This is a genomic window from Arcicella sp. GW822-FHT02H01 (assembly GCF_058802005.1).
The window spans coordinates 2,628,294-2,654,491 of record NZ_JBXANT010000001.1 but is presented as its reverse complement, the minus strand read 5'-3'; the positions used below and the strand labels follow the sequence as shown (position 1 = coordinate 2,654,491).

The window sequence follows — 26,198 nt, the reverse complement described above, 5'->3', positions numbered from 1 at the left end:
TGCCTAAAGCAAATATTACCTTTCAAACAACATTCTTTTACCAGTAACACTTTCGTCAAATGTACCGTCTTGGAAAGCTAAATGTCCTGAAACGATTGTATGGGTAATTTTTGAATGTAAAGTCTGTCCTTCTAATGGTGACCATCCACATTGGTAGTAAACATTTTCTTTGGTAACTGTAGTACTTTCATTCAAATCTACTAACACTAAATCAGCCCAATAGCCTTCGCGGATATAACCCCTTTTTGCAATCTGAAAACAGTCTGCCACAGCGTGCGACATCTTTTCTGCGATTTTCTCTAACGAAATTTTACCTTCTTTATAAAACTCCAACATCAAATTCAAAGGATGTTGTACCAAAGGTAAACCTGATGGCGATGACCAATAAGGATGTTGTTTTTCTGCCCACGTATGCGGTGCATGGTCGGTAGCAATTACGTCTATTCTATCGTCTAGCAACGCTTTTAACAATTGCTGCTTATGTCCGTCGGCTTTTACGGCAGGGTTACATTTTATTTGATTACCCAAGGTTTCATAGTCGCGGGCATCAAACCAAAGGTGATGTACGCAAACCTCCGCTGTAATTTTTTTCTCTTTTAAAGGAATATCATTCGTAAATAATGCTGTTTCCTCACCAGTAGTAATGTGTAAAATATGCAAACGAGCATTATGACGTTTGGCTAATTCAACGGCCATTGATGACGATTTATAACAAGCCTCCACATTTCTGATTTCGGGGTGAACTCTCGGATGTGGATTATCGCCAAAGCGTTGTTTGTAAATCTCTGTATTAGCACGAACCGTTGCTTCGTCTTCGCAGTGGGTAGCAATCAACATTGGACTTTTAGAGAAAATATTTTCCAATGTTTTCTCATTATCTACCAACATATTGCCTGTTGAAGAACCCATAAAAACCTTAATGCCACAAACATTCTGGATATTGGTTTTCAGTACTTCTTCAATATTATCATTAGATGCCCCCATGTAAAATGAGTAATTCGCCAAAGACGTACGAGTAGCAATATCGTATTTATCAGCCAATAAATCTTGGTTCAAAGCATTGGGAACAGTATTAGGCATTTCCATAAAGGATGTAACACCGCCTGCTACACCAGCACGTGCTTCTGAATGAATACAGGCTTTGTGGGTAAGTCCTGGTTCACGAAAATGTACTTGGTCATCAATTACGCCAGGGAAAAGATATTTGCCTTTAGCATCAATGACAGTATCGGCAGTTAAACCAGATAGATTTTTATCAATTTTTTCAATGAATCCGTCTTTTACAAAAACGTCTGCTGATTGAATTTTGCCTTCGTTAACTACTTGGGCATTCAAAATAAGTATTGTGTTCATCCTTAAATCAGGCTCAAATTTACTTGCTTAATTTATCAATTTGTTTGGGTACTATATCGATGGCTTTTTCCACTACTTTTGGAGCAAGTGGCTGTACCAGTGGGTAAAGATAAACTTTTTCAGCATCACTTGCGGGAATTTTAATGCCAATGGCTGTAATTAACCAGATGAAGATACTGATACCAAAAGCCCATGTGAAGGCTCCGACAACAGCACCCGCAAAAGAATCGAAATTTCCTAAAACGGTATAACGGATAGATTTTCGTAAGGTCCAGCCTAGCTTATTAATGAGATAAACAATAGGAAAGAAAACTGCCCCAAAACCAATATAAGGCATGATTTTGCTAGTTACGCTATTGCTCATATAAGGCGAAGCAAGGTCGCTAGCAAACCCTAATGTACGAAAACCAATGATGACAGAAATTACGAAAGCGATGATAGAAATGATTTCAATGATAATGCCTCGTTGATAACCAATGTAAGCTCCCCAGAGGGTTGGAAGAAGTATGAAAATATCGATTGGTTGCATAGATACGAGATATGTTACCTCACCCCCAACCCCTCTCCTTCAGAGAGGGGAGCTTAAAGTCTGCTCCCCTTCTCTGAAGGAGAAGGGGTTGGGGGATGAGGTTATGCAAAAACTAACTCAAAATGGCTTTCACCATCGCAGAAATTACTTTACCGTCAGCTAAACCTGCTAATTCTTTCGTAGCTACGCCCATGATTTTACCCATATCAGACGGCGCAGAAGCACCAACACGTACTTTGATTTCCTCTAATTTAGCACGAAGTTCGTCTTCTGTTAATTGCTTTGGTAAGAATTCCTCGATAATTGTAAGCTCAATTTGTTCCTTTTCAGCCAAATCCGCACGTCCTTGTGTTGTAAATATATCTAAAGAATCTCTTCTCTGTTTAGCAGCTTTTGTCAATAATTTTAATTCAACGTCTGCTGATAAGTCACCACTGACATTGTTTCCAGAAGTTTCTTCTAACAGAATTAATGCTTTTAAAGCACGTAAAGTGCGAAGACGGTCTTGGTCTTTTGCACGCATGGCATCTTTAATGCCGCTTTCAATATTGGTTTTTAATGACATGATTTTATTTGAGATTTTGAAAATATGTAATTTTGAAAATGTTTCTTTTTCAAAATACGTATCTTTGGCCCATTCACAGAACATTATTATTTGGATAAATGTTCTTTTTACAAAGGTACTAAAACAGTTATCAGTTATTTGGCTTCGTGTATCAGTATTTTATCTATGATGGAGGTAAAATAAACAAATACGGAGCTTTTATCATTTTTCAGTATGACTAAATTAAGTGTTAATATCAATAAGATTGCTACTTTAAGAAATTCAAGAGGAGGCGATAATCCAAATGTAGTAAAAGTAGCCTTAGATTGCGAACGTTTTGGTGCAGAAGGTATTACAGTACACCCACGCCCAGACGAACGCCATATCCGTTATCGTGATGTATTCGATTTAAAGGAAGTGGTAACTACGGAATTTAATATTGAAGGAAATCCGTCTGAGAAAAAGTTTGTAGAATTGGTGTTAGCCAATAAACCAACTCAAGTAACTTTAGTACCTGATGCTTTAGGGGCAGTGACATCTAATGCAGGTTGGGATACTGTAAAATACAAAAGTCAGTTGATTGATTTAGTTGCTCAATTCAAAGAAGCAGGTATCAGAACTTCCATCTTTGTAGATGCTGATGTCAGGATGGTAGAAGGGGCAAAAGAAACAGGTACAGACCGAATCGAACTTTATACTGAACCTTATGCAGAACATTATTTCAACAACAGAGAATCGGCTATCCGTGATTTTGTCACTGCTGCCATTAGAGCCAATGAGTTGGGCTTAGGACTAAACGCAGGACATGATTTAAGTTTAGATAATCTACGATACTTCCAGCAAAATATCCCCAACCTTTTAGAAGTATCCATCGGTCACGCATTAGTTTGCGATGCCCTTTATCTTGGTTTAGAGAATACTGTGCAGTTGTACTTGAGAGAGACGAAGGCGGTGGATTAAGGGTTGGTACTTATTTAAAATATAAAAAGCGTTTCGAAACTAATCTCTCGAAACGCTTTTTGTATGAATAAACTTATTAAAATCTATTGGCTATTTGCAACTATTTAAAGGATAAACAAGCGTAGCATCTATTTCTCCTGTAGTTGGGTTAATTGGGAAAGAACCTGTTAAGCCAGCCTGCGATACTATAGTTGCCGTACCATTATTAAGGGTAATTTCACCAGAATAGTTAGTTCCATCGTAAGTTGCCGTTATCTGGTATTTCTCATTTTTTTTCATACCAAGTGTGGCCTTACCTTCTACTACATTCACTAACTGTTCTCCTCCTGCCGCATCAACAAACTTCACCCAGACCGTTGGTTTTATATTTACACTTTTGTCAGTACAAGCGGCTGTAAAATCTAGATTAACTTTAATAGCATCTGATTCAGTTGTAGCAACATAATCATCAGGATTCGGTTGATTTGGAGGTATTACTATATTAGGAACCTTTATAACTATAACCATCGTAACTTTTTTCTCAGTACAAGCATCAAAACTACTGGTATAAATTAAACTACCTGACCTGCTGTATAAACGCATAATTGTTTTATACCCTTTTGCTACATTTTTGGCTTTAAACTTTAGTTGTGTATCATAACGTATTGGAAACTGAGAATACTTCTTGGTATAGACAGTTTTGCCTGCTTTCGTAATAGATACCCTAATATAATACGTTGATGACAGATATCTGACATTAGATTTAAAGGCTACAGTATAAGTTTTACTTCCGCAACTCTTACCTTTGAACCTCCAAGAGATGCTCCAACTAGATAAATGAGGTACTTTAAAATTTGCAATTAAATTTCCACTCGCATCTTTAGTAATAGTTGCATCACCTTCTTCTGTCCATTCGTCTTTGTCTCTATTATAGCTAAATACTGGAATTTGGTCTCCTACTTTTACAAGTTCATCGGTATCTGGATTTATCAAATCAGGATGTATAGAAAGTGACATATCTAAAGGTTTTGAAAAGCTTTTTACACTTTTCCCGCCTGCTGTCATTTCGATATCAACAAAACCAGCTGTGATAAATGAAGCTTGGTCTGTAGTGCCATCTTTAAATTTAACGGTATTTGCTTCGCCTTCATTAGGAAAACCATTAAAAGCGTCTTCCGTACCAGTTCCGTACTGAATGATATTACTGTTTACACTTGTTGCATTGATTACCGCTCCATTTTCATCTAGTACTTGTGTGCCCGGAGCAATGGTAATTTTGGCAACTTCAGGTTTATCGATACTTGCAGGAATCACAATCGTTTCACCTGTAGCCAATGATGTTGTTTTGGCAACAGATTTTACACCATCAGGTAGTGCTGAAAGGTTGGTAAGTGGCACAGTATAGGTAGAACTTGAAAAATCTATAATGGTAATTGTGTAATTAGTCGGGGCATAATTCGTACCTTTTACCGACACCGTAAATTCAATAGGAGCATTTTCTGTAGGATTTGCATTTTTAGCTAGAACCAAAGAAAGTAAATTTCCTGCAACCTTGAAATCCTTTCCTCCTTGGTCGGTCAAAACAAGGTCTTTGTTGGGGCCTAAAATAGTCACTGTTAAATCCTTTGGCAAAGTTGTACTATTGCTGTTGGCATCAACAAACTCAATCAAGATAGGAGCTTTATAGATATTGCTATTTACTGTTAAATCTACGCCTTCAAATGGGTTGATTTGCTTACAAGCAAATACGAGTGTAAGTCCAAGTGATATATATATTATTGGACGAAATAAAGAGGTAAGTAGTGTTTTCATTTCTTTAAGAATAAGGTTTAATAATGTTCGATTAGTCGAGTCTAATGGCTAGTCTCAAATTGATAACTGGCCAATAATGCCAATCTTTCATGTTTTCTTGTACTTTGGCTTGTTGTTCACTCATACTACTGAGTCTTTTCTCACCTGTTAAGGTTACCACAGGAGCCTTTGTGTAATAAGTGCCTAGCTCAAAGCCGAAGCCTACTCTACTTTTTGGAATAGTACGTCCAAAGCCTATTCCTGCAAAAGGGGCGATGTTTTTTCCATAATCAACAGAGAATTTAACATTGCCAATTTCATCAGGAGTAAAGGTTGTACTACCAAAGGTGTAAGTCCCAGTAGGTGTTACAACTACAGAAACTTTCCCTTTGTCGATATACGATGCCCCACCAAACAGTTTAAAACTACTTTTTTTGAAGGGGAAGTATTCAAAAGACAGTCCCGCCATTGCGATGTCTGCATCACCACCTAATTTCACTTCTTCATCAGAAGCATTAGTAGTAGTATTGACATTGTATTTGAAATAAGCAAAGCCTAGTCGAGCAGTTACTTTTGGACTTAGTCCGTAGGCTAAATCAATACCTGGTGTTGTACCAAGGTTTAATGATAGCCCTAGCTTGTGAAGAGTCTTTTTTTCTTTGGGAGGGTTAGTGGTGGCATCTTGACTAAAGACAACATTACTGATTAAACACAACAAAAGAAGCAAAAAACTAGCGGTAGTTTTTGTTTGCATGATAGGTATTATTTGTTAAGGAGAGATAATAATAGTAAAGGTACTTTTATTTTTATAAGCATAAAACTTTTCGTATATTTTATTATTTGTTATCTGATTGATTTAAAGAGATTTATATTTGAGGTACGTGCATAAATATGTGTTGTTTTTTAGATAAAATACGGATAGCTATACTTATTTACATACATAAAAAAACCACTCATATTTTGAGTGGTTTTTTTATGTATGTAAATAAGATAATCCGAAAACCTGAATTAATTACAATTTATATTGAGTGATACAGCAAGATCTATTGTATTTGTTTGAGAATTATAAACACCCTTACCAGAAGCATCACTACCTGTTAATGTAATATTGGCATTAGAGATAACAAATGTTGGCGAGGTATAAAGTTTGTTATTATAATTATTTTGAATATAATAAGTATGACCACTAACAAGTTTAGTACTATATACAGAACCCGTTTTAGTGAATGTACCACCTATGATTTGAGTAACTTGACCATTTGCTATGTAAACGTTAATGGTGCTTGGTAAACCAGCATCCTTATTGGTTTTGTCAATAATATTGTACCAACCTGTTGGTAAAACGGTTACATTTTTATTAGAACAACTTCCTTTTATAGTAACATTTAGGTTAATATACGTAGGAGGAGCTGGTGCACCATAGTTTAGCGTTATAGCGCCTTGTGAGCATGGAGCAAACAATGGTGTTTCTGCTAATATAGGAAGTTTAGGATATAAGTAAAGGTTAAATGCTGAAATGACAACTTTCGCTTGTTTGATATTAGGAACTCTAGGAAAAGTTATCACTTTTTCCTGATTAATGTTTACATAGTGGGCTGCCGCTAAATATTGATTGTTAGGGGTTACTAAAGCAACATCATATACACCTGATTTCCCAGCACCAATATTAAGAGTAACTTTTAATGAGTTATTACAACTTGGTATACCATAGAATATATCCCAGTCTAAGTTAAAACAAGACAAGTGTGTAGTTTGGAAATCGGTAATTAGTTTTCCATTTACACTTTTTACAGTAACATTTCCTTCACTTTTCCATTGTCCTGTTTGTTCATTTAAGCTCCATAATGGTATTATGTCTCCTGCTTTTATATTATCGCCAGTTACAGCATTAGTAGTATTAGGGTCAAGTTCCATTGATACAGTGATTGGCTGAGAGAATTTTTTTACAGCCGTATTTCCTGCATTCATATTAATTGAAACCAAGCCAGCAGACATAAACTGTACACCCTGACCATTATTAATTTGTTGTCCGTTTGCATCTACTACATTGGTCGGGCTGTACCCACCTGGGAAAGCACTATAAGAGGTAGGCGAGCTAGGGTCATAATAAACTACGGCAGTTGAAACCTGATTTGCATTAATAGGGGTGCCATTAGCATCCTGAATTTGTGTACCAGCTGGCAAGGTGATAGTAGTTGTTTCTGCCATTGTAGCAGTACTTGCAGTTTTTATTGTCTGCGGAGTAGTTACAGTTCCACCTGTTACAGCAATAGTTGCTGTTGAAACAGAAGTACCATCAGCAGGTTTTGACATCTCAATAGCTGTTATATCAACAGTTTTTACAGAATCAGAAGTGATTGTTACTAACTGAGAAATAGGAGAAAAACCAGGGATTTCTGCATAGATATTGAACTTCAATGGGTTTGAAGCAGAAGGGTGTGCATCTGATGTAAGATATAATGGTAAAAAACCTCCTTGAGAACGAAATGATGTCGCTCCTCCGTCCATACGAACTAAGTTGGCATTTGCTCCACTTATAGTTACATTAAAATCAGGTAATTGTGTACCACTACTATTGGCATTGGCAAATTGCACTAGAATAGGAGAAACTGCGATTTCTTCATTCACTGTCAACTCAACGCCATCTAATGGATTGATTTTTTGGCAAGCAAGAGTTATAGTAAGTCCAAACAAAATATATAATATTGGACGAAAAACAGAGGTAAAGGTTGTTTTCATTTTATTAAAATAATAAAGTTTAAATGATTTCGATTAGTCTAATCTAACAGCCAATCTTAAGTTGATAACTGGCCAATAATGCCAATCTTTCATGTTTTCTTGCACTTTAGCTTGTTGTTCGCTCATGCTACTCAATCTTTTTTCACCTGTCAGTGTTACCACAGGAGTCTTTGTATAATAAGTACCCAACTCGAATCCAAAGCCTACTCTACTTTTTGGAATAGTACGTCCAAAGCCTATTCCTGCAAATGGCGCAATGTTTTTTCCATAATCAACAGAGAATTTAACATTGCCAATTTCATCAGGAGTAAATGTTGTACTACCAAAAGTATATGTACCTGTTGGCGTTACGACCACCGAAACTTTTCCTTTATCAATATAAGATGCTCCGCCAAACAGTTTGAAGCTACTTTTTTTGAAAGGATGGTATTCAAAAGATAATCCCGCCATTGCAAGGTCTGCATCTCCGCCTAATTTTACTTCTTCTTCAGAAGTTTTAGCAGTAGTATTGACATTGTATTTGAAATAAGCAAAGCCTAGTCGGGCAGTTACTTTTGGACTTAATGCGTAGGCTAAATCAATACCTGGTGTTGTACCAAGGTTTAATGATAGACCTAGTTTGTGAAGTGTTTTTTTTGCTTTTGGAGGGTTAGTAGTAACATCTTGACTAAAGACAGCATTACTGATTAAACACAAACAAAAAAGCAAAAAACTAGCAGTAGTTTTTGATTTCATTAAAGTGAATTTTTATGGAGTTTAAGAATAATGATAAAGATAATTTGTTTTTATTCTTTGGCAATATGTTGCTGATTTTTTTTATTATATGGTAGATAAGAGCTTTCCTTTAAGGAAAAAAATACCTAGTGCTAGGTATTTGATGACAATAATTCCTAAGTTGAGTGATAGGAAGAAGAGAAGTGATTTGATAATAAAAACGGATTGATAATAAATGGTGCTTTAGTGAATTAGGTGTGTTACAACCAATTCACTAAAGCACTTATTTTTACGCTAATTTCTCAATTAAAATATCGGCAATTCTTTCAGAAGTATGTCCGTCCCAAAGGGGAGGAATTTGTCCTTTTTTAGTTTTTCCTGCTAAAATTTCTAATAACTTTTCATGAACTGTTACAGGATTTAAATCTGCTAAAAGTTGGTTCGTACCGATTTCAACCGTAATAGGTCTTTCGGTAGAATCCCTAAAAGTCAAACAAGGGATTTGTAAGAAAGTAGTTTCTTCTTGAATACCTCCCGAATCTGTAATAATAATGGTGGCATTTTGCATCAACTGCAAAAACTCTAAATATCCCTGTGGTTCAGTTAAAACTAAGCCTTCAATAGCTTCAAGTCTTTCAGACAGACCAAATTTCTTGAAATTATTAGCCGTACGTGGGTGAATTGGCAACACCACTTTTTTATAACGAGTAGTATCTTCGATAACATTCAAAATCGCTTCTAAGCCCTCTGGTGTATCCACATTCGCAGGGCGGTGCATGGTCACTACTGCATAACTATCTTTTTGCAGATTCAAATCATCCAGCACGCTCGTTTGCTTCGCTTTTTCTAGATAATGCACCAACGAATCAATCATCACGTTGCCTACAAAAAATACTTTTTCGTCGGGTACGCCTTCATGCTTTAAATTATCCACACCCGACTGCTCAGTAATAAATAAATATTCTGATACGCTATCGGTTAAGATTCTGTTGAGTTCCTCAGGCATCGCACGGTCGCCACTTCTTAAACCTGCTTCTACGTGGGCTACAGGAATATGTGATTTTATAGCCACTAACGTACAAGCCAATGTTGCGTTGACATCACCTACTACCAATACTAAATCGGGTTTTTCTGCTAATAAAACCTTCTCAAATTCAAGCATCGTTTTGGCTGTTACTTCTGTATGGGAACCACCACCAACGCCCAAAAAATAATGAGGCTTTGGCATTTGAAGTTGCTCGAAGAAAACATCACTCATCTTGGCATCAAAATGCTGACCCGTGTGTACAATTTTCGATTCAATCTCTGGGCGTTGTTCAAAAGCACGGTGCAAAGGTGCTACTTTCATAAAGTTTGGTCTTGCACCAACGATGTTTAATATTTTTATCATAATGTTATTATAAACGTTGCATTAATTTCACGACCATAGTGTCTTTCCAAGGCTTGAAAGTACCAGCGATAATGTGTTCTCTGGCTTGTTTTACCAACCATAAGTAAAAACTTAAGTTATGCACGCTCGCTATCATCGCTCCTAGCATTTCATCCGCTTTCAACAAATGGCGAACATACGCCTTTGTATAAAAATTACTGGCATAACAGTCTAACCCCGTATCGATAGGCGAGAAATCATCTTTCCATTTCTCATTCTTCATATTAATAGTCCCCTCAGTAGTGAACAACATACCGTTGCGGGCATTACGAGTAGGCATTACACAGTCGAACATATCTATGCCCAAAGCTATGCTCTCTAAAATATTGGCTGGTGTACCCACTCCCATCAAATAACGAGGTTTGTCTTTTGGCAAAATATCCGTTACCAATTCTGTCATTTCGTACATCATTTCAGCAGGTTCACCTACCGAAAGCCCGCCAATGGCATTTCCTTCACGTTCGAAACTAGCGATTACCTCTGCCGATTTTACTCTTAAATCTTTGTAAACACTGCCTTGAACAATTGGGAAAAGCGTTTGGCTATAACCATATTTTGGTTCGGTACGGTCGAAATGGTCACAACAGCGTTTTAGCCAGCGGTGCGTCATTTCCATCGACTCGCGTGCGTAACCATATTCGCAAGGATACGGCGTACATTCGTCAAAAGCCATGATAATGTCTGCTCCAATCGTTCTTTGAATATCCATTACACCTTCTGGACTAAAAAAGTGTTTAGACCCATCAATATGAGATTTGAAGGTAACACCCTCCTCTTTGATTTTACGACCAGTATCAGCCAAAGAATATACCTGATATCCTCCTGAGTCGGTCAAAATCGGTCTGTCCCAGCCATTGAATTTATGCAAACCACCTGCTTTTTCAATAATATCCAAGCCAGGGCGGAGGTATAGATGATAGGTATTACCCAAAATGATTTGGGCATTGATATCCTCTTTTAGTTCACGTTGGTGAACAGCTTTTACCGAACCTGCTGTACCCACAGGCATAAATATAGGTGTTTCTATTTGTCCGTGATCAGTTTGAAGAACGCCTGCACGGGCTTTAGAATTAGGGTCATTGTTAAGTATATCGAAAGTCATTTGCTGAACAAAAAGGATTTTTTAAAAGACTTAAAACAGATTGATTATGTATTTAATGATCCTTTCTGAATTTATTTTACCGAAAAGATTACAAAATTACGAGTTTTCTCAACAAATCTTTCTTCTTTTACTCATAGCCTTTAGGCTTTTACTTATCTTTGCACTCCCAAAAGATTAACCAACTGATATTTAATACCTTGATACCCTTTCTATTTAGCATATACATATTTTCTGTTGGCCTTCAACTATTTTTTATTTTGTTCGTTTTTGCCAAAGTCAATACGCACGAAACACCAATTCAGGAAGCAAACATTTCAGAAGGCGTATCAGTAATTGTTTGCGCATGGAATGAATTAGAAAATTTGAAAGCATTAATTCCACTATTGAATAATCAGGCTTATCCTACTTTTGAAGTAATCATCATGGATGATCGTTCTTGGGATGGAACACACGAATATTTAATGCATGAATGTGGAGCCTACCAACACATAAGGTTTATTCAAATAGAAAAAACGCCCGACCACCTTTCAGCCAAAAAGTATGCATTGACATTAGGCATCAAATCAGCCAAATATGATGTATTGTTGCTAACAGATGCTGATTGTCGTCCACAGAATGAATATTGGATTAAAGGAATGGCGGAATGTTTGTTGCCAGAAAAACAGATTGTATTAGGTTTTTCACCTTATTATTCCGAAAAATCTTTCTTGAATAAGCTGATTCGTTACGAAACCTTTATTACGGCTGTACAATATTTTTCATTAGCCTTAAAAGGACAGCCTTATATGGGTGTTGGGCGAAATTTGATGTACCGCAAGTCACTGTTTCTTGAAAACAAAGGCTTTGCAAAACATACCAATATAGTAGGCGGTGATGATGATTTGTTTATGAACGATGTAGCAACGGCTGAAAATACGGCTATTTGTTTGAACGCTGATACATTTATGTATTCCGTACCCAAAACAACTTGGGAAACATGGTACCGACAAAAAACAAGACATCTATCTGTGAGTAAATATTATCGTTTTGAAAACAAATTAGTGTTAGGAAGCTTAGCTTCTACCCAAATATTTTCTTGGGTTTTATTAGCGGTATTAATTCCATTTACATTTCAATCAGTGCTTTTATATGGCGTATTAGGTGTTTTTGGCATAAGATTATTAGCACAGTGGATTGTATTTGCCAAAGCCAACAATCGTTTAGATAAAACACTCAATACGGCGACATTACCCTTTTGGGATTTTATATTTACCAGCTATTTTTTAATAATGGGAACCAATAATTTGATTCCTAGAAAGAAAAAAATGAGATGGAAATGAAAGAGTTTTGAATGATGAGTTTTTTGATTAAATTATTTTTTACCCGCAGATCTGACAGATTAATATCGCAGATTTTCGCTGAAACTGTTTGTCTGCGAAAATCTGCGTACAAATCTCTGAAAATCAGCGGGTAAAAATCAATTCGCTCAATCACACAATAATGATGAATATGACAAACAACCATACATTAATAGAAAAGTATTTTCCACAACTTACTGAAAAGCAAAAACAACAGTTTGCTCAGTTGGGAGAATTATACACGCATTGGAATGCTCAAATCAACTTGATTTCGAGAACAGATATGGACAATCTTTATGAAAAACATATCTTACATTCATTGGCTATTGCAAAAGTAATAACTTTTAAAGATTTCAGTGAAATACTAGACGTTGGCACAGGCGGAGGTTTCCCCGGTATTCCTTTAGCGATAATGTTTCCTCATTGCCAATTTCATTTGGTAGATAGTATTGGCAAGAAGATAAAAGTAGTCAATGAAGTAGCAAAAGCGTTAGGGTTAGAAAACGTTCGTGCAGAGCAAATAAGAGCAGAAGAAATAGATGGAGAATATGACTTTATTGTAAGTCGTGCCGTTACGCGCCTTTTACCATTTTACGGATGGGTAAAAGGGAAGATAAACATCAATAATTATAATAAATTGAATAACGGCATTCTTTACTTGAAAGGTGGCGATATGAAAGAAGAATTAAAAGAATTAGGAAAAAAGACAAGAGTATTTGAATTGTCTGATTATTTTGAAGAAGAATTTTTTGAGACAAAGATGGTAGTTCATGTTCCGATGAAGTAAAAAGTGGGTTTTAAATCGATAAAAATGAAAAAAAATGTTTTTTGTAATAATCTGAAAATCAAGGAATAATCAATTTTATTTAAAATCTTGTTTTTTTTTCATAGAAAACACTTGCATGATATTCAAAAACGGACTACTTTTGCATCACGATTAACAACAATCCTTCTTAGCTCAGCCGGTTAGAGCACATGACTGTTAATCATGGGGTCCCTGGTTCGAGCCCAGGAGAGGGAGCAATTAATCACAAGAAAGCCTTCATACGTTGCGTATGAAGGCTTTTTTGTTGGAACACATTTTAATTCTGTTCCTTATGCTTGGAACAGTAGGAATGTTGATTTTTTCTTATAACTTTAGGCAATTAAAATAGATAGATGTTTTAATTATTGGATAATGACAATCTGATGCTATAAACCTGCCAATTAGTTATTCAATCTTTATAGCTATCTATGATTTTTACATCCTATAAGCCCCCAAAATTGCTTCAGAATACTCACAATAATGACACTGAATATTGCATCATATAATAATGGTTCTTCAAAAGTATCCTCTATAAGGAAACAAGAGGATATTGATAATCTCATTATTAAAAAAATAGCATCATTAACTATTAACGATAGTAAAATATGGACTTCTCCCAAGTACGATAGAAGTAAAAATGTTCATCGCTTTTTTCAATATCCAGCGATGATGGTTCCGATTGTGCAACAAACTCTAATCGAAAGCATTACTACCGTTGACAATTCTGTAACTACAATTTTAGACCCTTTTATGGGTTCTGCTACATCAATTGTTGCTGGAATGATGAATGGATTATCGTGCTATGGTCAGGATATAAACCCATTATCTATTCTGCTTTCCAAAGTAAAAACTCACTATTTTGATATTGAGAAAGTCTCTAAAAGGTCAATTGAACTAATCAAATCAATTAATTCTGATGAAAGATTGTGTATTGAGAAAAATTTCAAAGGTATTGACAAATGGTTTAAAATATCTGTTTCATTAGAATTATCAAAAATTGTAAGAGGTATAAGAAAATGTGAAGACATTGAGATAAGACGCTTATTCTGGATTACTTTAGCTGAAACAGTTCGACTTTCATCAAACGATAGGACAAGTACTTTTAAGTTGCATATTAGACCATTAGAAGAAATCCAACACAGGAATATTTCAGCAACTGAACTATTTGAAAAATTGGTTAATAGGAATATTGATGATATTGTAAGCCATAATAAAATGCTTTTATCCAAAATGCTTGTTGGTAAAAATGGATACAAAAAGAAAATCTCTATTCTTTTTAAGAACTCTACAGAGTATATTTTTATACCCAATGGAGGTATTGACTTATTGGTGTCTTCTCCTCCTTATGGCGATAATTCTACCACTGTCCCTTATGGTCAACATGCATATTTGCCTTTACAATGGATAGACTTAAAAGATATAGATGAATCAATAACAGAAGATTTGCTTTCTACTATCTCTGCGATTGATAGAAAAAGCCTTGGAGGAAAACTTATATTACCTTCCCAAGAAATTGTGGATAACTTATTTGAAATATCTCCATCATTAAGGAACGTCATTGAAAAATTGACAGTGACACATCCAGATAAAACAAGTAAAATTATTTGTTTTACTAATGATTTATATATTGTCCTACAAAAGTGTTGTGAAGCAGTAAGAAAAAATGGCTACCTAGTTTGGACGATTGGTAATCGAAGAGTTGGTGGTATAGAAATTCCTAATAATAAAATTTTGATTGAACTCCTTGAGCATAATGGAATCAAATTGCTTACTGAAATAAAACGAGATATTTTGAATAAGAGGATGGCTCAACGAAATCGTTCTACTACGACTATGGTCACCGAAGATATATTGATTTTTAGAAAAACATTTTAATGCTTTGAATTGTGACAAACTTGCAAGAAAATCTACATTTCGATATTTCAACTTCTGTAATTAAACAGTTGGGAGAACAGCTAATTTCGGATGAAGTTACAGCAATAATGGAGTTAATAAAAAACTCTTATGATGCAGAAGCTGACTGGGTCAAAATTGATATTGATGTTAATAACTGCTTGACAAATGATTTCCATTTCAATGATGTAAAAGGTTATATACTACTCGAAGATAATGGAGAGGGAATGTCATTGTCAGATATTAGTAGCAGATGGTTGGTTATTTCGTTTTCTGCTAAAAGAGACCAAAAAGAAAGTGGAACATACAATGAAGGCAAAAGAATTCCATTAGGAGATAAAGGTTTAGGCAGATTAAGTACGCAAAGAATAGGAAAGCAGATTGAAATAGTTACTGGGGTAGCCGATGAAGATATATATCATTCTTTGGCATACAATTGGGATGATTTTGATGGAACACGAAAATTATCAGATGTACAAGTTGTTTACAGAACTTTCCCCAAAAAAGTAGGTTTAAAAGGAACAAAAGTAGCTATAACTTCCCTTAATAATCCAACAGTTTGGAAAGGCGAAGCATTTGATGTTTTTAGAAGTGAATTATCCAAAATGATTTTTCCTGTTAAGGAGAACAGACCATTTAATGTTCGATTATCTGTAGCTGGACAAAAAGTAGATTTGGATTCATTGAATGAACAGCTTAGAAAGCAGGCTGTCGGAGAATACAAATTGAGATATGATGGAAAGAAGCTCAACATCGAAATATTATTAAAATTAAATAAGCTTAGGGGAAATGATAGTTCTTTCTATGAGAAAACTATTATATCTGATAATGGTAAAGCTTTTTTTGAGTTTTTGACAGATAAGCAAAGAAATAAGCGTGAGTTTTTAGATAAAGTTCAAACCGAATATTTAGGACAACTTAATAACGGATATTTTTTTAAGTATAAGACAGAATATCATTTTGAGAAAATTGCAAAGAATTCTGTTATCAGTGGTGATATTCTGATATTAGCCAATCCAGGTATTTTTGATGGAGAAATTCTGGAGTATGATATTAGAGGAGATGTCGATTTGAATGAAGAAGAGTATTTTGATAGCGTAGGTGAGTATAAAAGATTAGTAAAGAACCAAGTTGGAGTGAGAATTTTTAGAGATGGATTTGGCATTAAGCCTTATGGGCTGAATAACAATGATTGGTTACAATTATCAACAGGACAGACCTCTGGAGCTTCATTTTACGGTTTACGTCCTGGAAATATTATTGGATATATAAGTATTTCAAATAAAGACAACTTGTCATTGACAGAAAAAACGGATAGAGAAGGTTTTGTCGAATCTCCATATTCTCAGAACTTTTTTTTAATTACAAAAAAATTTGTTAGTGAAATTAATTTAGTTTTAGAAAGAGCTAAAAGAGCTTTAAATACATATAAAAGCGTGTTAGCTGATAGTAAAGGAACATTTCAAGGTTCTACAACTAAGGCAATTGAAGGTGTAAATGCAGTGGCGGAACAATCAAAAAACACACTGCCTATTATTGAGGAATTACAGACCGATTTAAGTAGTATTTCCAAAGAAGTAAAACAAAATATTGATTCGCCCTTATTTAATAATCAAAATACAACTTCCGCAGATTTAAAAGTAGTATCTTTTTTACATAAGGCGGAAAACACTTTAATGCAAGTTGAAAAAGCTATAAAGTCTTCAGCAGAGCTTGATAATAATGCTGATTTTATAGCTCCTCAAATTAATTTGTTAAAAAGACAACTTCATGATTTTTCAGAATTAGCAGGTTTAGGATTGACAGCAGAAGCATGGTCTCATGAAATTTTAAATATGTTGGAACGAATTTCAAGTCAAACAAATGATATTGAAAAGCGTCTAAAAATGCTAAAAAATATTGATTCTGTGATTTACATTTATATTGAATACGTCAAGAGTTTTGTTCAAAACTTACGCATTCAAGTAAATCATTTTTCTCCTTCGTTAAGATATAATCGTGAAAAGAAACAGGAAATAAAATTGTCTGAATTTATAGATGAGTCGAAAACTTTTTTTGTTTCTAAATTCACTAAAATAAATGGAGAAATCAAGGTTTCTATATCAGAAGACTTTAAGGTTAAGGCTAATAAAGGTAAACTAACACAAGTTTTTGATAATATTATCTTAAATTCAGAATATTGGCTTAGGAAAAAACAACTAAGCGATAAAAGTTTTTTACCTGTAGTATTCATTGAAGTAGATTCTCATTTAATTAAGATTTGGGATAATGCAAGTGGTATTGATGAAACTATTGCAGAAAGTATCTTTCAACCTTTTACTACTTCAAAACCAGTTGGGGAAGGTAGAGGCTTAGGTCTTTATATAGTTGAGCAAATTATAGAATCAATGGGAGGGGAGATAACATTACTACACAAGCGTAATACAGAAAATAGGAGATATATATTCCAAATAAATTTAGAGTCTGCAAAAGTTAATCCATAAAATTATTTCTACGAGTATGAGCCAGCCTTTACCTCAAACATTATACACCATTGAAAATGCGAAAGAACATTTAGCTTCTTTATTAGATTTGATGAAAATAGACAAAGTATATTTTGTTGATGATTCATTGAATGATGAACCGAATGTTAATGACTTTATAGGTAAAATTCGTACAATACAAGATATTAGTAGTTTACGAGATGGTTTAAGTTTTGTTGAATTTAATGATGATTTAGACCTATTTATTGATAATATTAATGATACTTGGGATAACCTTACACCTGTTCAGAAAATAATGTGTTTTGAAGTTGTATATAAGGCTTTAGGAAGTGATTATACCGGTCTAGATGTTTCATCATCATTAAAGCCTTTCTTTAATGATGATATTCTTGCTCTATGCTCTCCTATTCAATGGGAAGAATATATTAAGACCCATCATACAGAAAGTAAAAATATTTTGGTATTATTCGATCAAGATTTAAGGAAGTCGGAAGGAGCTTTTGTAACAAAACAAGGAGAAAATCTGATAATAGATATTAAAAAAAAAGGCTTTCATTCTAATATTTTTCCTGCACTCTTTACTTATACGATAACGGGTATTGAAGAGGAGATTCCAAAAAGGGGTCAAATTATTGAAAAATATAATCAATCTGGAGAAAACTTGTCAAATGAGGACTTTTTTGTATTTACCAAAGGTAGACTAGAAAAACCTGATTTATTTGCGGATGCAATCAAGAAGCTTTTTTTAAATCAGTATTGCGAACATGTCAAAAATAAGACTTTACACCTTGCATCAGAGGCATTTAGAAAGACAATAGAAGAGTTTAATCTACTTGATACATACTCCTTTGATTTTGCTATCCTAAAATCATCTCTAAATGAAGGTATTTGGGAAGCGGAAACACTGTTGAGAGTTATTAATATCTATTTGGAGGATTTTATCAAGAAAGAGATGATAAACACCAATTATTTGTTACAAACAAATGAAGCGTTTGAAAAAGCACATAATATTTCAAATAGTTTTAAAATTTCAACTGAGGAAATAGATAAACATCCTTATCAAAAGCCTATAGAGCTCAGAAGTAAAGAGATATATGAAGTAGGGGAAATAATTAACAATCTACATAAACCATTAGAAAATGGTGATATATTTGAACTTACTGACTCGAATGGTAGAACAAATATTTATGTTTTAGTAGCTCAAGAGTGTGACTTAATGTTGAGGAGTGATGGTGTTCGTAAACTTAAAACGTGTACTCTTTTATATTTAAGTACGAAAACAGCTACCAATCTTTGTAAGGAAGAAAAAAAGGCATTTGAAAATGCCGAAAAGATAGGAAGAGTATTTGCTTTTTGGGATATTAGATATAAGTTAGAGCATTTTGAGAAAAATAAGATTGGTATAATAAATTTTACGAACTCTCCATTAACTGTAGATTTGTTTTTCCTTGATTTAGTAACATTCAATAGTCAAGGGATAGCAGAAATAACTATGAATAATAGAGAAAAGATGAAGCTACAATCATCTCTAAAAACTAGGGAGGCTTTTATAAGTGAAGGTTTAATACAAAAGCGAAATGAACTTGAAGACTTGCTAAAAGGATTATCTAGAGAAGATAAGAGGTATGTTAAACTGTATGAAAAGCTTAGTCCTGACCTTGTGATTATTGGAGATAAAAAAGTGCCTATTAGGATAGAAAATGATAAATACAGTTTTAATATCAAGCGCATAAAGCGTCTCAGACAGCCTTATGCAAGGTTCTTGCTTGAAAAGTATATGGAATACTTAACTCGAAGTGCTGGGTTACATGATTTTGCTAAAAAGTAAGAGATAATAAGTGAAATGCTTACAGCTCTATTATATGCTTAAAACTTACATTAATTATAATGTTTGTCCGACAAGCAATAATCAAGTTTTAAAGGAAATCATTCTCTGTTTAAAGAAGTTTTACCTTTGTCGGACACTTTTTAAAACTGACTTAGACAGTATTAATATACTTTTAAACGGCTTTCTGACGGGTCGGACAGCTTTTTAAGCGGGTATTACACACTTTGGTGAATGTCCGTCAGAAACGTAAATCTGTTTAAAAGAAAAAGCCCGACATTGAAAATGTCAGGCTTATAAATTAAATTTATCCTGTCTTGAAATATGTTGTTACCCAACTAACTTAAAAAGAAACACAAGATGTCTATAAACACAAAACCCCGATAATCACGAGTATTATCAGGGTTTTACTTTTGGTCAACAATCAAAAACGATTAAACATATAATGGAAATGCTTCCATCCATTTGTTTACTTCTGTTTTCACTGAACCTAAATAAGTATCGTTATCATGGTTCATCAATACGCTATCAATTAATTCTACGATATGTAACATTTCTGCTTCTTTCATACCGCGAGTAGTCATCGCAGCAGTACCAACACGCATACCTGATGTAACAAATGGAGATTTGTCATCAAATGGAACCATGTTTTTGTTGATAGTAATATCAGCTTTAATCAATGTATTTTCAGCCAATTTACCTGTCAATCCTTTTGGACGTAAGTCGATAAGCATTAAATGATTATCTGTACCGCCAGAAATAATTTTATATCCTTTGTCAACAAATGCTTGTGCCATTACTTTGGCATTTTTCTGCAATTGTTCAGCATAAATTTGGAAATCGTCTGTAAGGGCTTCTCCAAAAGCAATTGCTTTAGCAGCAATTACGTGTTCTAATGGACCACCTTGTGTACCAGGGAAAACACCGCCATCTAATAAAGCTGACATTGTTTTCAATTCGCCTTTCAAGGTTTTTAAACCGAATGGATTTTCAAAATCTTGACCCATCATAATTAAACCACCACGAGGACCTCTTAACGTCTTGTGTGTAGTTGTTGTTACGATATGGCAGTGTTGCATTGGGTTGTTTAATAAACCTTTAGCAATCAAAGCCGATGGGTGTGAAATATCTGCTAATAAAATAGCGCCTACTTGGTCAGCGATAGCACGTAAACGTACATAGTCCCAGTCACGAGAGTAAGCCGAAGCACCACAGATAATCAATTTTGGTTGTTCTTTCAAAGCAGTAGCTTCTACTTTATCCCAATCAATCAAACCTGTTTCTTGTTCTACACCGTAGAAAAATGCTTGGAAATATTTTCCAGAGAAGTTTACTGGAGAACCATGTGAAAGGTGACCACCATGTGAAAGGTTGAAACCTAAAATTTTATCACCTGGATTCAAGAAAGATAAGAAAACCGCAGCGTTTGCTTGTGCACCAGAGTGTGGTTGAACGTTTGCCCAAGTGGCACCGAACAATGCTTTAGCACGCTCGATTGCAATTGTTTCTACTTGATCAACTACTTCGCAACCGCCATAGTAGCGTTTCCCCGGTAGTCCTTCTGCATACTTGTTTGTCAAAACTGAGCCTTGAGCTTCCATTACTTGCTTTGAAGTAAAGTTTTCTGAAGCAATCAATTCGATACCGTACTCCTGACGGTGAGCTTCTTGATTAATCAAGTTGAAAATTTCGGTATCTCTTTCGAGCGTGAAAGTTGCTGTTGCCATTTTATTAGAAGATTGCACGGGTTTAAGTGCCGTACATGGTTGGTTCTGTTAAAGAAAATCAACAAATTGTTATAAATTTATCAACAGTGTGATAATTTATTGGTAAAAATACTGCTTAAAAATGGATTGTAAAAACATTTTTGCAAATGTCAGTCAGCTTACTTTAGCAGAAAGGAAAATCTTTGGAATTTGAGGGGAATATTGAAGGTAAATAAATGAAAAATAAGTGATTAGTAGTAAAGTCGGTAATTTGAAAATTTGAAAGTATGTCAATTTGAAAATTAATATTTTAAATTGACATACCTTGTGACAATTGTAACGATAATTCTATTTGAAGAACAACATTTTCAAATCAGCTCATCTTCAAATTTTCAAATCCCCTATATCCCTCTCTTAATAGCCTGATAAATCGCTTCGTTGATATTTGTGCGTACGTTCAAATCAGACAATTTTGAATTGTTTCTGGTTGGGTATACCCTATTACAAAGGAAAACATATACCAATTGATGTTCTGGGTCTACCCAAGTATAAGTTCCTGTAAAACCAGAATGCCCAAAACTTGCGGGACTAGCACTTGCGGCTGCACTTATACCAGCACGCTTACGGTCTGGTTTATCAAAACCTACCCCTCTCCTACTATTTTCTTCTATTGAAAAAGGATAAGCCGTCCATTCTTTCATCGTAGACTCTTTGATAAATTGTTTGCCTCCATAATATCCATTTTGAAGATACATCTGCATCAATTTAGCCAAATCTTGGGCTGTACCAAAAAGTCCTGCGTGACCAGAAATACCATTTAACATAGAAGCCCCTTCGTCGTGTACTCGACCATGAATAAGCGTTTTGCGGTATAGGGAATCATACTCAGAAGGAACAATTCTCGATAAAGGAAAATGTTCACGCGCATTATAAGTTAAAGTAGTAGCCCCCAAAGGTTTATAGAAAGTATCTTTCAAGAATGATTCAAAATCTTTTCCCGTTAGGCGAGGAATGATTTTGGGATACATATAATAAGATAAATCTGAATAAATATATTCTTTTTTCTCTCTCAGCGGCGAGTCCTCAATGGCTTTGTAAACAGTTTTAGGATAATCTTTATGCAACCATAACGTATCGGCTACTTGTATCGAATAATCATCAGATTGAGTATATGAAAAAGTCTTTGGTTTCCAGATGGTTGGGTCTTTTACCAGATTGATACAATCTTTCCAAATAGCTTTATCTGTTTGAATAATTTGTGCTATTTTAGCCATAGCTTTTTTACGATGGAACAATTTATCCCAGAAAGAAATAGCATATTTGTCCGCATATTTTTCTTTATAAACCTTACTGGCCAATACCATTTTGGTAGAATCCAGACAATCCATCCAAAACGGAATCCACGCTTTTAAGCGTGATTGATGTGTAAATACATCTTTATAAACCAAAGGTGCTTTGTTTGAACTCGCCCATTCTGGAATCAATTCTCCCATGGTCGTATTCAACGTAAATTTCCCTTCGTCTTCCATTTTCATCATTGAAGGTACCGAAGTACTGATTTTGGTAATAGAAGCTAAGTCATATAAATCGTTGGTTGTAACTGCAACACCTCCATAAGTTTGGTTTCCGTAGGCTTTATGCAAAATTACCTTCCCATTTTTTGCCACCAATACTACTGCCCCCGGAGTAGCTTTTTGTCTGATAGCTTCATTAATAATAGAATCTACCTTGCTTGTTAAGAATTTCGTATCAATCCCCACTGCTTCTGGTACAGCATATTGAAAACGCTTGAGTGCTTCTGTTTTAATACCATCATTGTATCTGAAAGCCATGCTTACACCTACTGGTAATTTACCTTTCGCACCAATAGCACCAAAAATCAATTCAGCGATTGCTACAGATTCGTGCATCTGTGGACTTTCCTGATACGTAATCATTAAAGCTTTGGCTTTATCAAGATTTTCAAATTTGGATAAAGTATAAGCATTTGAGAAAAGTGAAACAATGGTTTTAGGCGAATTGGCAAACTCCTTTACCAATTCCTGTATTTTAGGATGAATACTGTAGTTTTTAGCAGGACGAACCGATTGTCCATTGACAGCCATCAATACCAAATTATAATTTTTCAAAGAATCTCTCACCGCTTGAATAGCTTCATTACTCGAATTTTCATCTAAATTAAAATGCTGAATATCTGTATAGTTGGAAAGCATTTTTTGAAAATCGGTCGGTTTTTTACTTCCGAAAGTAGGATTGCCAATATTTAAGGAAGCAATTTTTAACGTATCTAAATTTTTGAGCGGAATAATATTCTCGTCATTTTTCAACAACGTAATGGTTTCCTCTGCAAATTGACGATTTAATACTTCTGATTTTTTAGGATTCAAATCAGCAATCAAGTTTTTAAGCTCAATAGGTTGATATTTATCTAAACCAGCCCAAGCTTTGGCCGTCAAAATTCTTTTTACCCTTAAATCAATATCCGCTTGCGAAATCTCACCTTTTACTAATGCTTTTTTAATGGCATTGAAAGCCGCAGGAACATCAATAAAAGTTTCTAATACATCATTACCTGCCAAAATAGCTTTTACATTGGCAGTACCCTCAGGAAAGAATTTTACGGCTCCTTGCATATCCATCGCATCCGTAAAAACTAATCCTTTAAAGCCTAAATCTTTTCGTAATAAATCTGTAACAATATTTTTGGATAGCGTAGAAGCTAAGTTTTTGGTAGTATCCAATGATGGAATGCTTAAATGTGCTACCATCACACCCTGCAAACCATTTTCGATTAAAGCTCGGTACGGGAAAAGTTCTAAAGAATCTAGTCGGGCTTTGTTATGGGGAATTACGGGTAAGTCTGTGTGAGAATCTACCCCAGTATCACCATGCCCTGGGAAGTGCTTCGCAGAAGTAATAATACCCCCTTTTTGTAAACCACGCATATAAGCCAATGCTTTTGAGGTAACTTTCTCGCGGTTTTCGCCAAAAGAACGGAAGTTAATAACGGGGTTATTAGGGTTATTGTTGACATCTACCACGGGAGCATAATTAATATGCACGCCCATTCGCTTACATTGTTGGGCAATCTGCAAGCCCATTTCTTCTAATAATTGCTCGTTACCTTGCATAGCTCCCAAGGTCATTTGGTAGGGGAAACGCACTGTGCTATCTAAACGCATTTCAAGTCCCCATTCCAAATCCATGCCTATTAACATAGGTACTTTAGACATCGCCTGTAGCTTGTTTACCATCAACGCTTGTGCTGTTGGGCGATTTCTAAAGAAAACGAAACCTCCTACATGATAATCTCTTACTATTTTATATAAACGTGCAGTATCATAATCATAACTATAATTACCGCGGGGCATCATAAGTTGTCCTATTTTTTCATCTACAGAAAGAGTATTGAAAACAGAATCGACCCAACGCTTATTAGCATTTGGGAAAAGATCTTGGGCTTTAGTGTGGAGAGTAAGGAAAGTACAAAGTATAAAAGTGATGAAGCTGAATTTTTTCATACAAAATGCTGATTAGTTGATTATGCAATTTACACAAAAAAAAATAGGGATAGTTCAGGACAGCCTATTTCTGAAAGAGATTGATTTCTTTGTGTTTTGATGAATAGTATCTGGCAAGATTTTTTAACAATATTTAAGAAATACTAGCTTAGGGTAGATAGCATGATTTTGAGAAAAAGAATAAAATTTTGCTAAAAATCAGAAAACAATGCATATATTTTGTATATATTTAGGGAATAATGCAAGAAATATGGCTAAACGAAAAACAGGTTGTTAATATTTGTTAACGCTTTTAAAAACTTTAGCATTTTTTTTGGAATTAATATTACAACAATTATCTTTGAATCAACCTTTCAGAATAACTACTAAAAAGAGTTTACAAAAATCGCTAAAATAAAAATATAGGAGATATAATATGATATAAAGCTTTACGTTAACTAAATAGATTTATCAAAATGGAAAAAATCCATGTTAACGACAGCGAGCTTGTATCACGCTATATAAAAAACAGTGACGAAAAGGCATTTGAAACTCTTGTTCGCCGATACAAATCCAAAGTTTACACAACGATTTACTTAATTGTTAAAGACACCTTCGTAGCCGAAGATTTAATGCAAGATACTTTCATTAAAGCTGTTGACGTGCTTCGTTCGGGAAAATACAATGATGAAGGAAAGTTTTTGCCATGGGTGCTCAGAATTGCTCACAATATGGCGATTGACTATTTCCGTCGTGATAAACGCTATCCAAATGTCGTTTTCGAAGATGGTAGCAGTGTGTTTAATACATTAGATTTTGCAGAAGATTCTTATGAAGATTTGCAAATTCGTAATGAGTCGCATGCTCATCTAAGAGACCTGATTAAACGTCTTCCAGACTCGCAAAGAGAAGTGCTAGTGATGCGTCATTACGAAGATATGAGTTTTCAGGAAATTGCAGACGCCACAGGCGTAAGCATTAACACGGCACTAGGAAGAATGCGTTATGCGTTGATAAATCTACGCAAAATGATGAGTAAACATTCTCCGAGCTATGATACAAACCTTTACGCAGCATGACGTTATCCGTTACGTCTATCAAGAAACAACGGAAGAGGAAAATCTTATGATTCAGGACGGACTTGTCCATGATACTGAGATGCTAGAATTTTATTTAGATATGCTTGATGTGAAAGCAGGTTTAGATAAAAGTTTTCAACAACCTTCCGAAAGAAGCATAGACAACATTCTTGCGTATTCGAGAAACTATACAGAAAGTCATCAAACCTTAGTTGTTTAACCTAGGATTGATGACTTTTTTATTTGTGAAGCTGTACCAAGAAACCTCCTTACCGAGGCTTCTTGGTACAGCTTTGTTTTTATAGCCCTTTGGGGTTACAATAAAAAAGAGTATTTTGACTTTCCAAATTTTATAATTTTTCATCAATAAACCCTTAATTGCTTGATAGTCGTAGGTTTATAGGAATAAGTAAAAATATAATTAATCATA

At 34.9% G+C, this 26,198-nt stretch carries 19 protein-coding genes and 1 tRNA gene; 9 read left to right on the top strand and 11 right to left on the bottom strand.

Going from position 1 to position 26,198, the window contains the following annotated elements; genetic code table 11:
• Window positions 1-15 precede the first annotated feature (15 nt).
• From AC1RNE_RS11345 to AC1RNE_RS11335, 3 genes are all read right to left on the bottom strand, one after another.
• Window positions 16-1,353: a dihydroorotase gene (locus AC1RNE_RS11345; RefSeq protein WP_492801076.1), complete on the bottom strand. Its 1,338-nt coding sequence runs from the start codon at window positions 1,351-1,353 to the stop codon at window positions 16-18.
• A 19-nt stretch (window positions 1,354-1,372) separates the two neighbouring features.
• Window positions 1,373-1,882 (bottom strand): CvpA family protein, encoded by a 510-nt coding sequence (locus AC1RNE_RS11340; RefSeq protein WP_492801075.1) that lies wholly within the window; start codon window positions 1,880-1,882, stop codon window positions 1,373-1,375.
• Window positions 1,883-1,994: 112 nt separating this feature from the next.
• The gene (locus AC1RNE_RS11335) at window positions 1,995-2,447 is read right to left on the bottom strand and encodes a GatB/YqeY domain-containing protein (RefSeq protein WP_492801074.1); all 453 of its coding nucleotides are present in this window, start codon (window positions 2,445-2,447) and stop codon (window positions 1,995-1,997) included.
• Between the two features lie 213 nt (window positions 2,448-2,660).
• On the opposite strand from AC1RNE_RS11335, the gene AC1RNE_RS11330 reads away from it, so the two are divergent.
• Window positions 2,661-3,386, top strand: a complete 726-nt coding sequence (locus AC1RNE_RS11330; protein ID WP_492801073.1) for a pyridoxine 5'-phosphate synthase — start codon at window positions 2,661-2,663, stop codon at window positions 3,384-3,386.
• A gap of 90 nt (window positions 3,387-3,476) precedes the next feature.
• Here AC1RNE_RS11330 and AC1RNE_RS11325 read toward each other — a convergent pair whose 3' ends face one another.
• The 6 genes from AC1RNE_RS11325 to tgt all read right to left on the bottom strand — a co-directional run bounded on the left by AC1RNE_RS11325 (window position 3,477) and on the right by tgt (window position 11,140).
• Complete coding sequence (locus tag AC1RNE_RS11325; protein ID WP_492801072.1) at window positions 3,477-5,177, bottom strand: hypothetical protein; 1,701 nt, start codon at window positions 5,175-5,177, stop codon at window positions 3,477-3,479.
• 31 nt (window positions 5,178-5,208) lie between these two features.
• Window positions 5,209-5,910 carry a hypothetical protein gene (locus AC1RNE_RS11320; protein ID WP_492801071.1) on the bottom strand — a complete coding sequence of 234 codons (702 nt, stop codon included), beginning with the start codon at window positions 5,908-5,910 and terminating at the stop codon, window positions 5,209-5,211.
• Window positions 5,911-6,164: 254 nt separating this feature from the next.
• On the bottom strand, window positions 6,165-7,895 hold the full coding sequence (locus AC1RNE_RS11315) for a hypothetical protein (protein WP_492801070.1): 1,731 nt from the start codon (window positions 7,893-7,895) through the stop codon (window positions 6,165-6,167).
• A 33-nt stretch (window positions 7,896-7,928) separates the two neighbouring features.
• Window positions 7,929-8,630, bottom strand: a complete 702-nt coding sequence (locus tag AC1RNE_RS11310; protein ID WP_492801069.1) for a hypothetical protein — start codon at window positions 8,628-8,630, stop codon at window positions 7,929-7,931.
• Between the two features lie 268 nt (window positions 8,631-8,898).
• Window positions 8,899-9,999 carry a non-hydrolyzing UDP-N-acetylglucosamine 2-epimerase gene (gene wecB / locus AC1RNE_RS11305; RefSeq protein ID WP_492801068.1) on the bottom strand — a complete coding sequence of 367 codons (1,101 nt, stop codon included), beginning with the start codon at window positions 9,997-9,999 and terminating at the stop codon, window positions 8,899-8,901.
• Window positions 10,000-10,006: 7 nt separating this feature from the next.
• Entirely contained in the window at window positions 10,007-11,140 is a 1,134-nt protein-coding gene (gene tgt / locus AC1RNE_RS11300) for a tRNA guanosine(34) transglycosylase Tgt (protein ID WP_492801067.1), read from the bottom strand.
• Between the two features lie 257 nt (window positions 11,141-11,397).
• Between tgt and AC1RNE_RS11295 the strand changes: the two genes are divergently transcribed.
• The 6 genes from AC1RNE_RS11295 to AC1RNE_RS11270 all read left to right on the top strand — a co-directional run bounded on the left by AC1RNE_RS11295 (window position 11,398) and on the right by AC1RNE_RS11270 (window position 19,486).
• Window positions 11,398-12,459 (top strand): glycosyltransferase, encoded by a 1,062-nt coding sequence (locus tag AC1RNE_RS11295; RefSeq protein ID WP_492801066.1) that lies wholly within the window; start codon window positions 11,398-11,400, stop codon window positions 12,457-12,459.
• Window positions 12,460-12,628: 169 nt separating this feature from the next.
• Window positions 12,629-13,264, top strand: a complete 636-nt coding sequence (gene rsmG, locus AC1RNE_RS11290; protein ID WP_492801065.1) for a 16S rRNA (guanine(527)-N(7))-methyltransferase RsmG — start codon at window positions 12,629-12,631, stop codon at window positions 13,262-13,264.
• Between the two features lie 160 nt (window positions 13,265-13,424).
• Window positions 13,425-13,498: transfer RNA gene (locus AC1RNE_RS11285), tRNA-Asn, on the top strand.
• Between the two features lie 264 nt (window positions 13,499-13,762).
• Window positions 13,763-15,157 (top strand): TRM11 family methyltransferase, encoded by a 1,395-nt coding sequence (locus AC1RNE_RS11280; RefSeq protein ID WP_492801064.1) that lies wholly within the window; start codon window positions 13,763-13,765, stop codon window positions 15,155-15,157.
• 20 nt (window positions 15,158-15,177) lie between these two features.
• Window positions 15,178-17,658, top strand: coding sequence for a sensor histidine kinase (locus AC1RNE_RS11275; RefSeq protein WP_492801063.1), 2,481 nt, complete (start codon window positions 15,178-15,180; stop codon window positions 17,656-17,658).
• 16 nt (window positions 17,659-17,674) lie between these two features.
• Window positions 17,675-19,486 (top strand): hypothetical protein, encoded by a 1,812-nt coding sequence (locus AC1RNE_RS11270; protein ID WP_492801062.1) that lies wholly within the window; start codon window positions 17,675-17,677, stop codon window positions 19,484-19,486.
• A gap of 431 nt (window positions 19,487-19,917) precedes the next feature.
• Here AC1RNE_RS11270 and glyA read toward each other — a convergent pair whose 3' ends face one another.
• Window positions 19,918-21,210 carry a serine hydroxymethyltransferase gene (gene glyA, locus AC1RNE_RS11265; protein ID WP_184131041.1) on the bottom strand — a complete coding sequence of 431 codons (1,293 nt, stop codon included), beginning with the start codon at window positions 21,208-21,210 and terminating at the stop codon, window positions 19,918-19,920.
• Window positions 21,211-21,590: 380 nt separating this feature from the next.
• Window positions 21,591-24,710 (bottom strand): serine hydrolase domain-containing protein, encoded by a 3,120-nt coding sequence (locus AC1RNE_RS11260; protein WP_492801061.1) that lies wholly within the window; start codon window positions 24,708-24,710, stop codon window positions 21,591-21,593.
• Window positions 24,711-25,165: 455 nt separating this feature from the next.
• Here AC1RNE_RS11260 and AC1RNE_RS11255 point away from each other — a divergent pair, with 455 nt between their 5' ends.
• Both AC1RNE_RS11255 and AC1RNE_RS11250 read left to right on the top strand, forming a co-directional pair.
• Window positions 25,166-25,768: an RNA polymerase sigma factor gene (locus AC1RNE_RS11255; RefSeq protein WP_309921688.1), complete on the top strand. Its 603-nt coding sequence runs from the start codon at window positions 25,166-25,168 to the stop codon at window positions 25,766-25,768.
• On the top strand, window positions 25,743-25,988 hold the full coding sequence (locus tag AC1RNE_RS11250; protein ID WP_492801060.1) for a hypothetical protein: 246 nt from the start codon (window positions 25,743-25,745) through the stop codon (window positions 25,986-25,988). The genes AC1RNE_RS11255 and AC1RNE_RS11250 overlap by 26 nt, the downstream gene beginning before the upstream one ends.
• Window positions 25,989-26,198: the final 210 nt, after the last annotated feature.

Bases quoted from the DNA above. Each gene is read 5' to 3' on its own strand.
- AC1RNE_RS11345 (WP_492801076.1), bottom strand. From the start codon at position 1,353: ATGAACACAATACTTATTTTGAATGCCCAAGTAGTTAACGAAGGCAAA.
- tgt (WP_492801067.1), bottom strand. From the start codon at position 11,140: ATGACTTTCGATATACTTAACAATGACCCTAATTCTAAAGCCCGTGCA.
- AC1RNE_RS11340 (WP_492801075.1), bottom strand. From the start codon at position 1,882: ATGCAACCAATCGATATTTTCATACTTCTTCCAACCCTCTGGGGAGCT.
- AC1RNE_RS11270 (WP_492801062.1), top strand. From the start codon at position 17,675: ATGAGCCAGCCTTTACCTCAAACATTATACACCATTGAAAATGCGAAA.
- AC1RNE_RS11310 (WP_492801069.1), bottom strand. From the start codon at position 8,630: ATGAAATCAAAAACTACTGCTAGTTTTTTGCTTTTTTGTTTGTGTTTA.
- AC1RNE_RS11335 (WP_492801074.1), bottom strand. From the start codon at position 2,447: ATGTCATTAAAAACCAATATTGAAAGCGGCATTAAAGATGCCATGCGT.
- AC1RNE_RS11320 (WP_492801071.1), bottom strand. From the start codon at position 5,910: ATGCAAACAAAAACTACCGCTAGTTTTTTGCTTCTTTTGTTGTGTTTA.
- AC1RNE_RS11280 (WP_492801064.1), top strand. From the start codon at position 13,763: ATGACACTGAATATTGCATCATATAATAATGGTTCTTCAAAAGTATCC.
- AC1RNE_RS11255 (WP_309921688.1), top strand. From the start codon at position 25,166: ATGGAAAAAATCCATGTTAACGACAGCGAGCTTGTATCACGCTATATA.
- AC1RNE_RS11325 (WP_492801072.1), bottom strand. From the start codon at position 5,177: ATGAAAACACTACTTACCTCTTTATTTCGTCCAATAATATATATATCA.
- AC1RNE_RS11330 (WP_492801073.1), top strand. From the start codon at position 2,661: ATGACTAAATTAAGTGTTAATATCAATAAGATTGCTACTTTAAGAAAT.
- glyA (WP_184131041.1), bottom strand. From the start codon at position 21,210: ATGGCAACAGCAACTTTCACGCTCGAAAGAGATACCGAAATTTTCAAC.
- AC1RNE_RS11250 (WP_492801060.1), top strand. From the start codon at position 25,743: ATGATACAAACCTTTACGCAGCATGACGTTATCCGTTACGTCTATCAA.
- wecB (WP_492801068.1), bottom strand. From the start codon at position 9,999: ATGATAAAAATATTAAACATCGTTGGTGCAAGACCAAACTTTATGAAA.
- rsmG (WP_492801065.1), top strand. From the start codon at position 12,629: ATGACAAACAACCATACATTAATAGAAAAGTATTTTCCACAACTTACT.
- AC1RNE_RS11315 (WP_492801070.1), bottom strand. From the start codon at position 7,895: ATGAAAACAACCTTTACCTCTGTTTTTCGTCCAATATTATATATTTTG.
- AC1RNE_RS11260 (WP_492801061.1), bottom strand. From the start codon at position 24,710: ATGAAAAAATTCAGCTTCATCACTTTTATACTTTGTACTTTCCTTACT.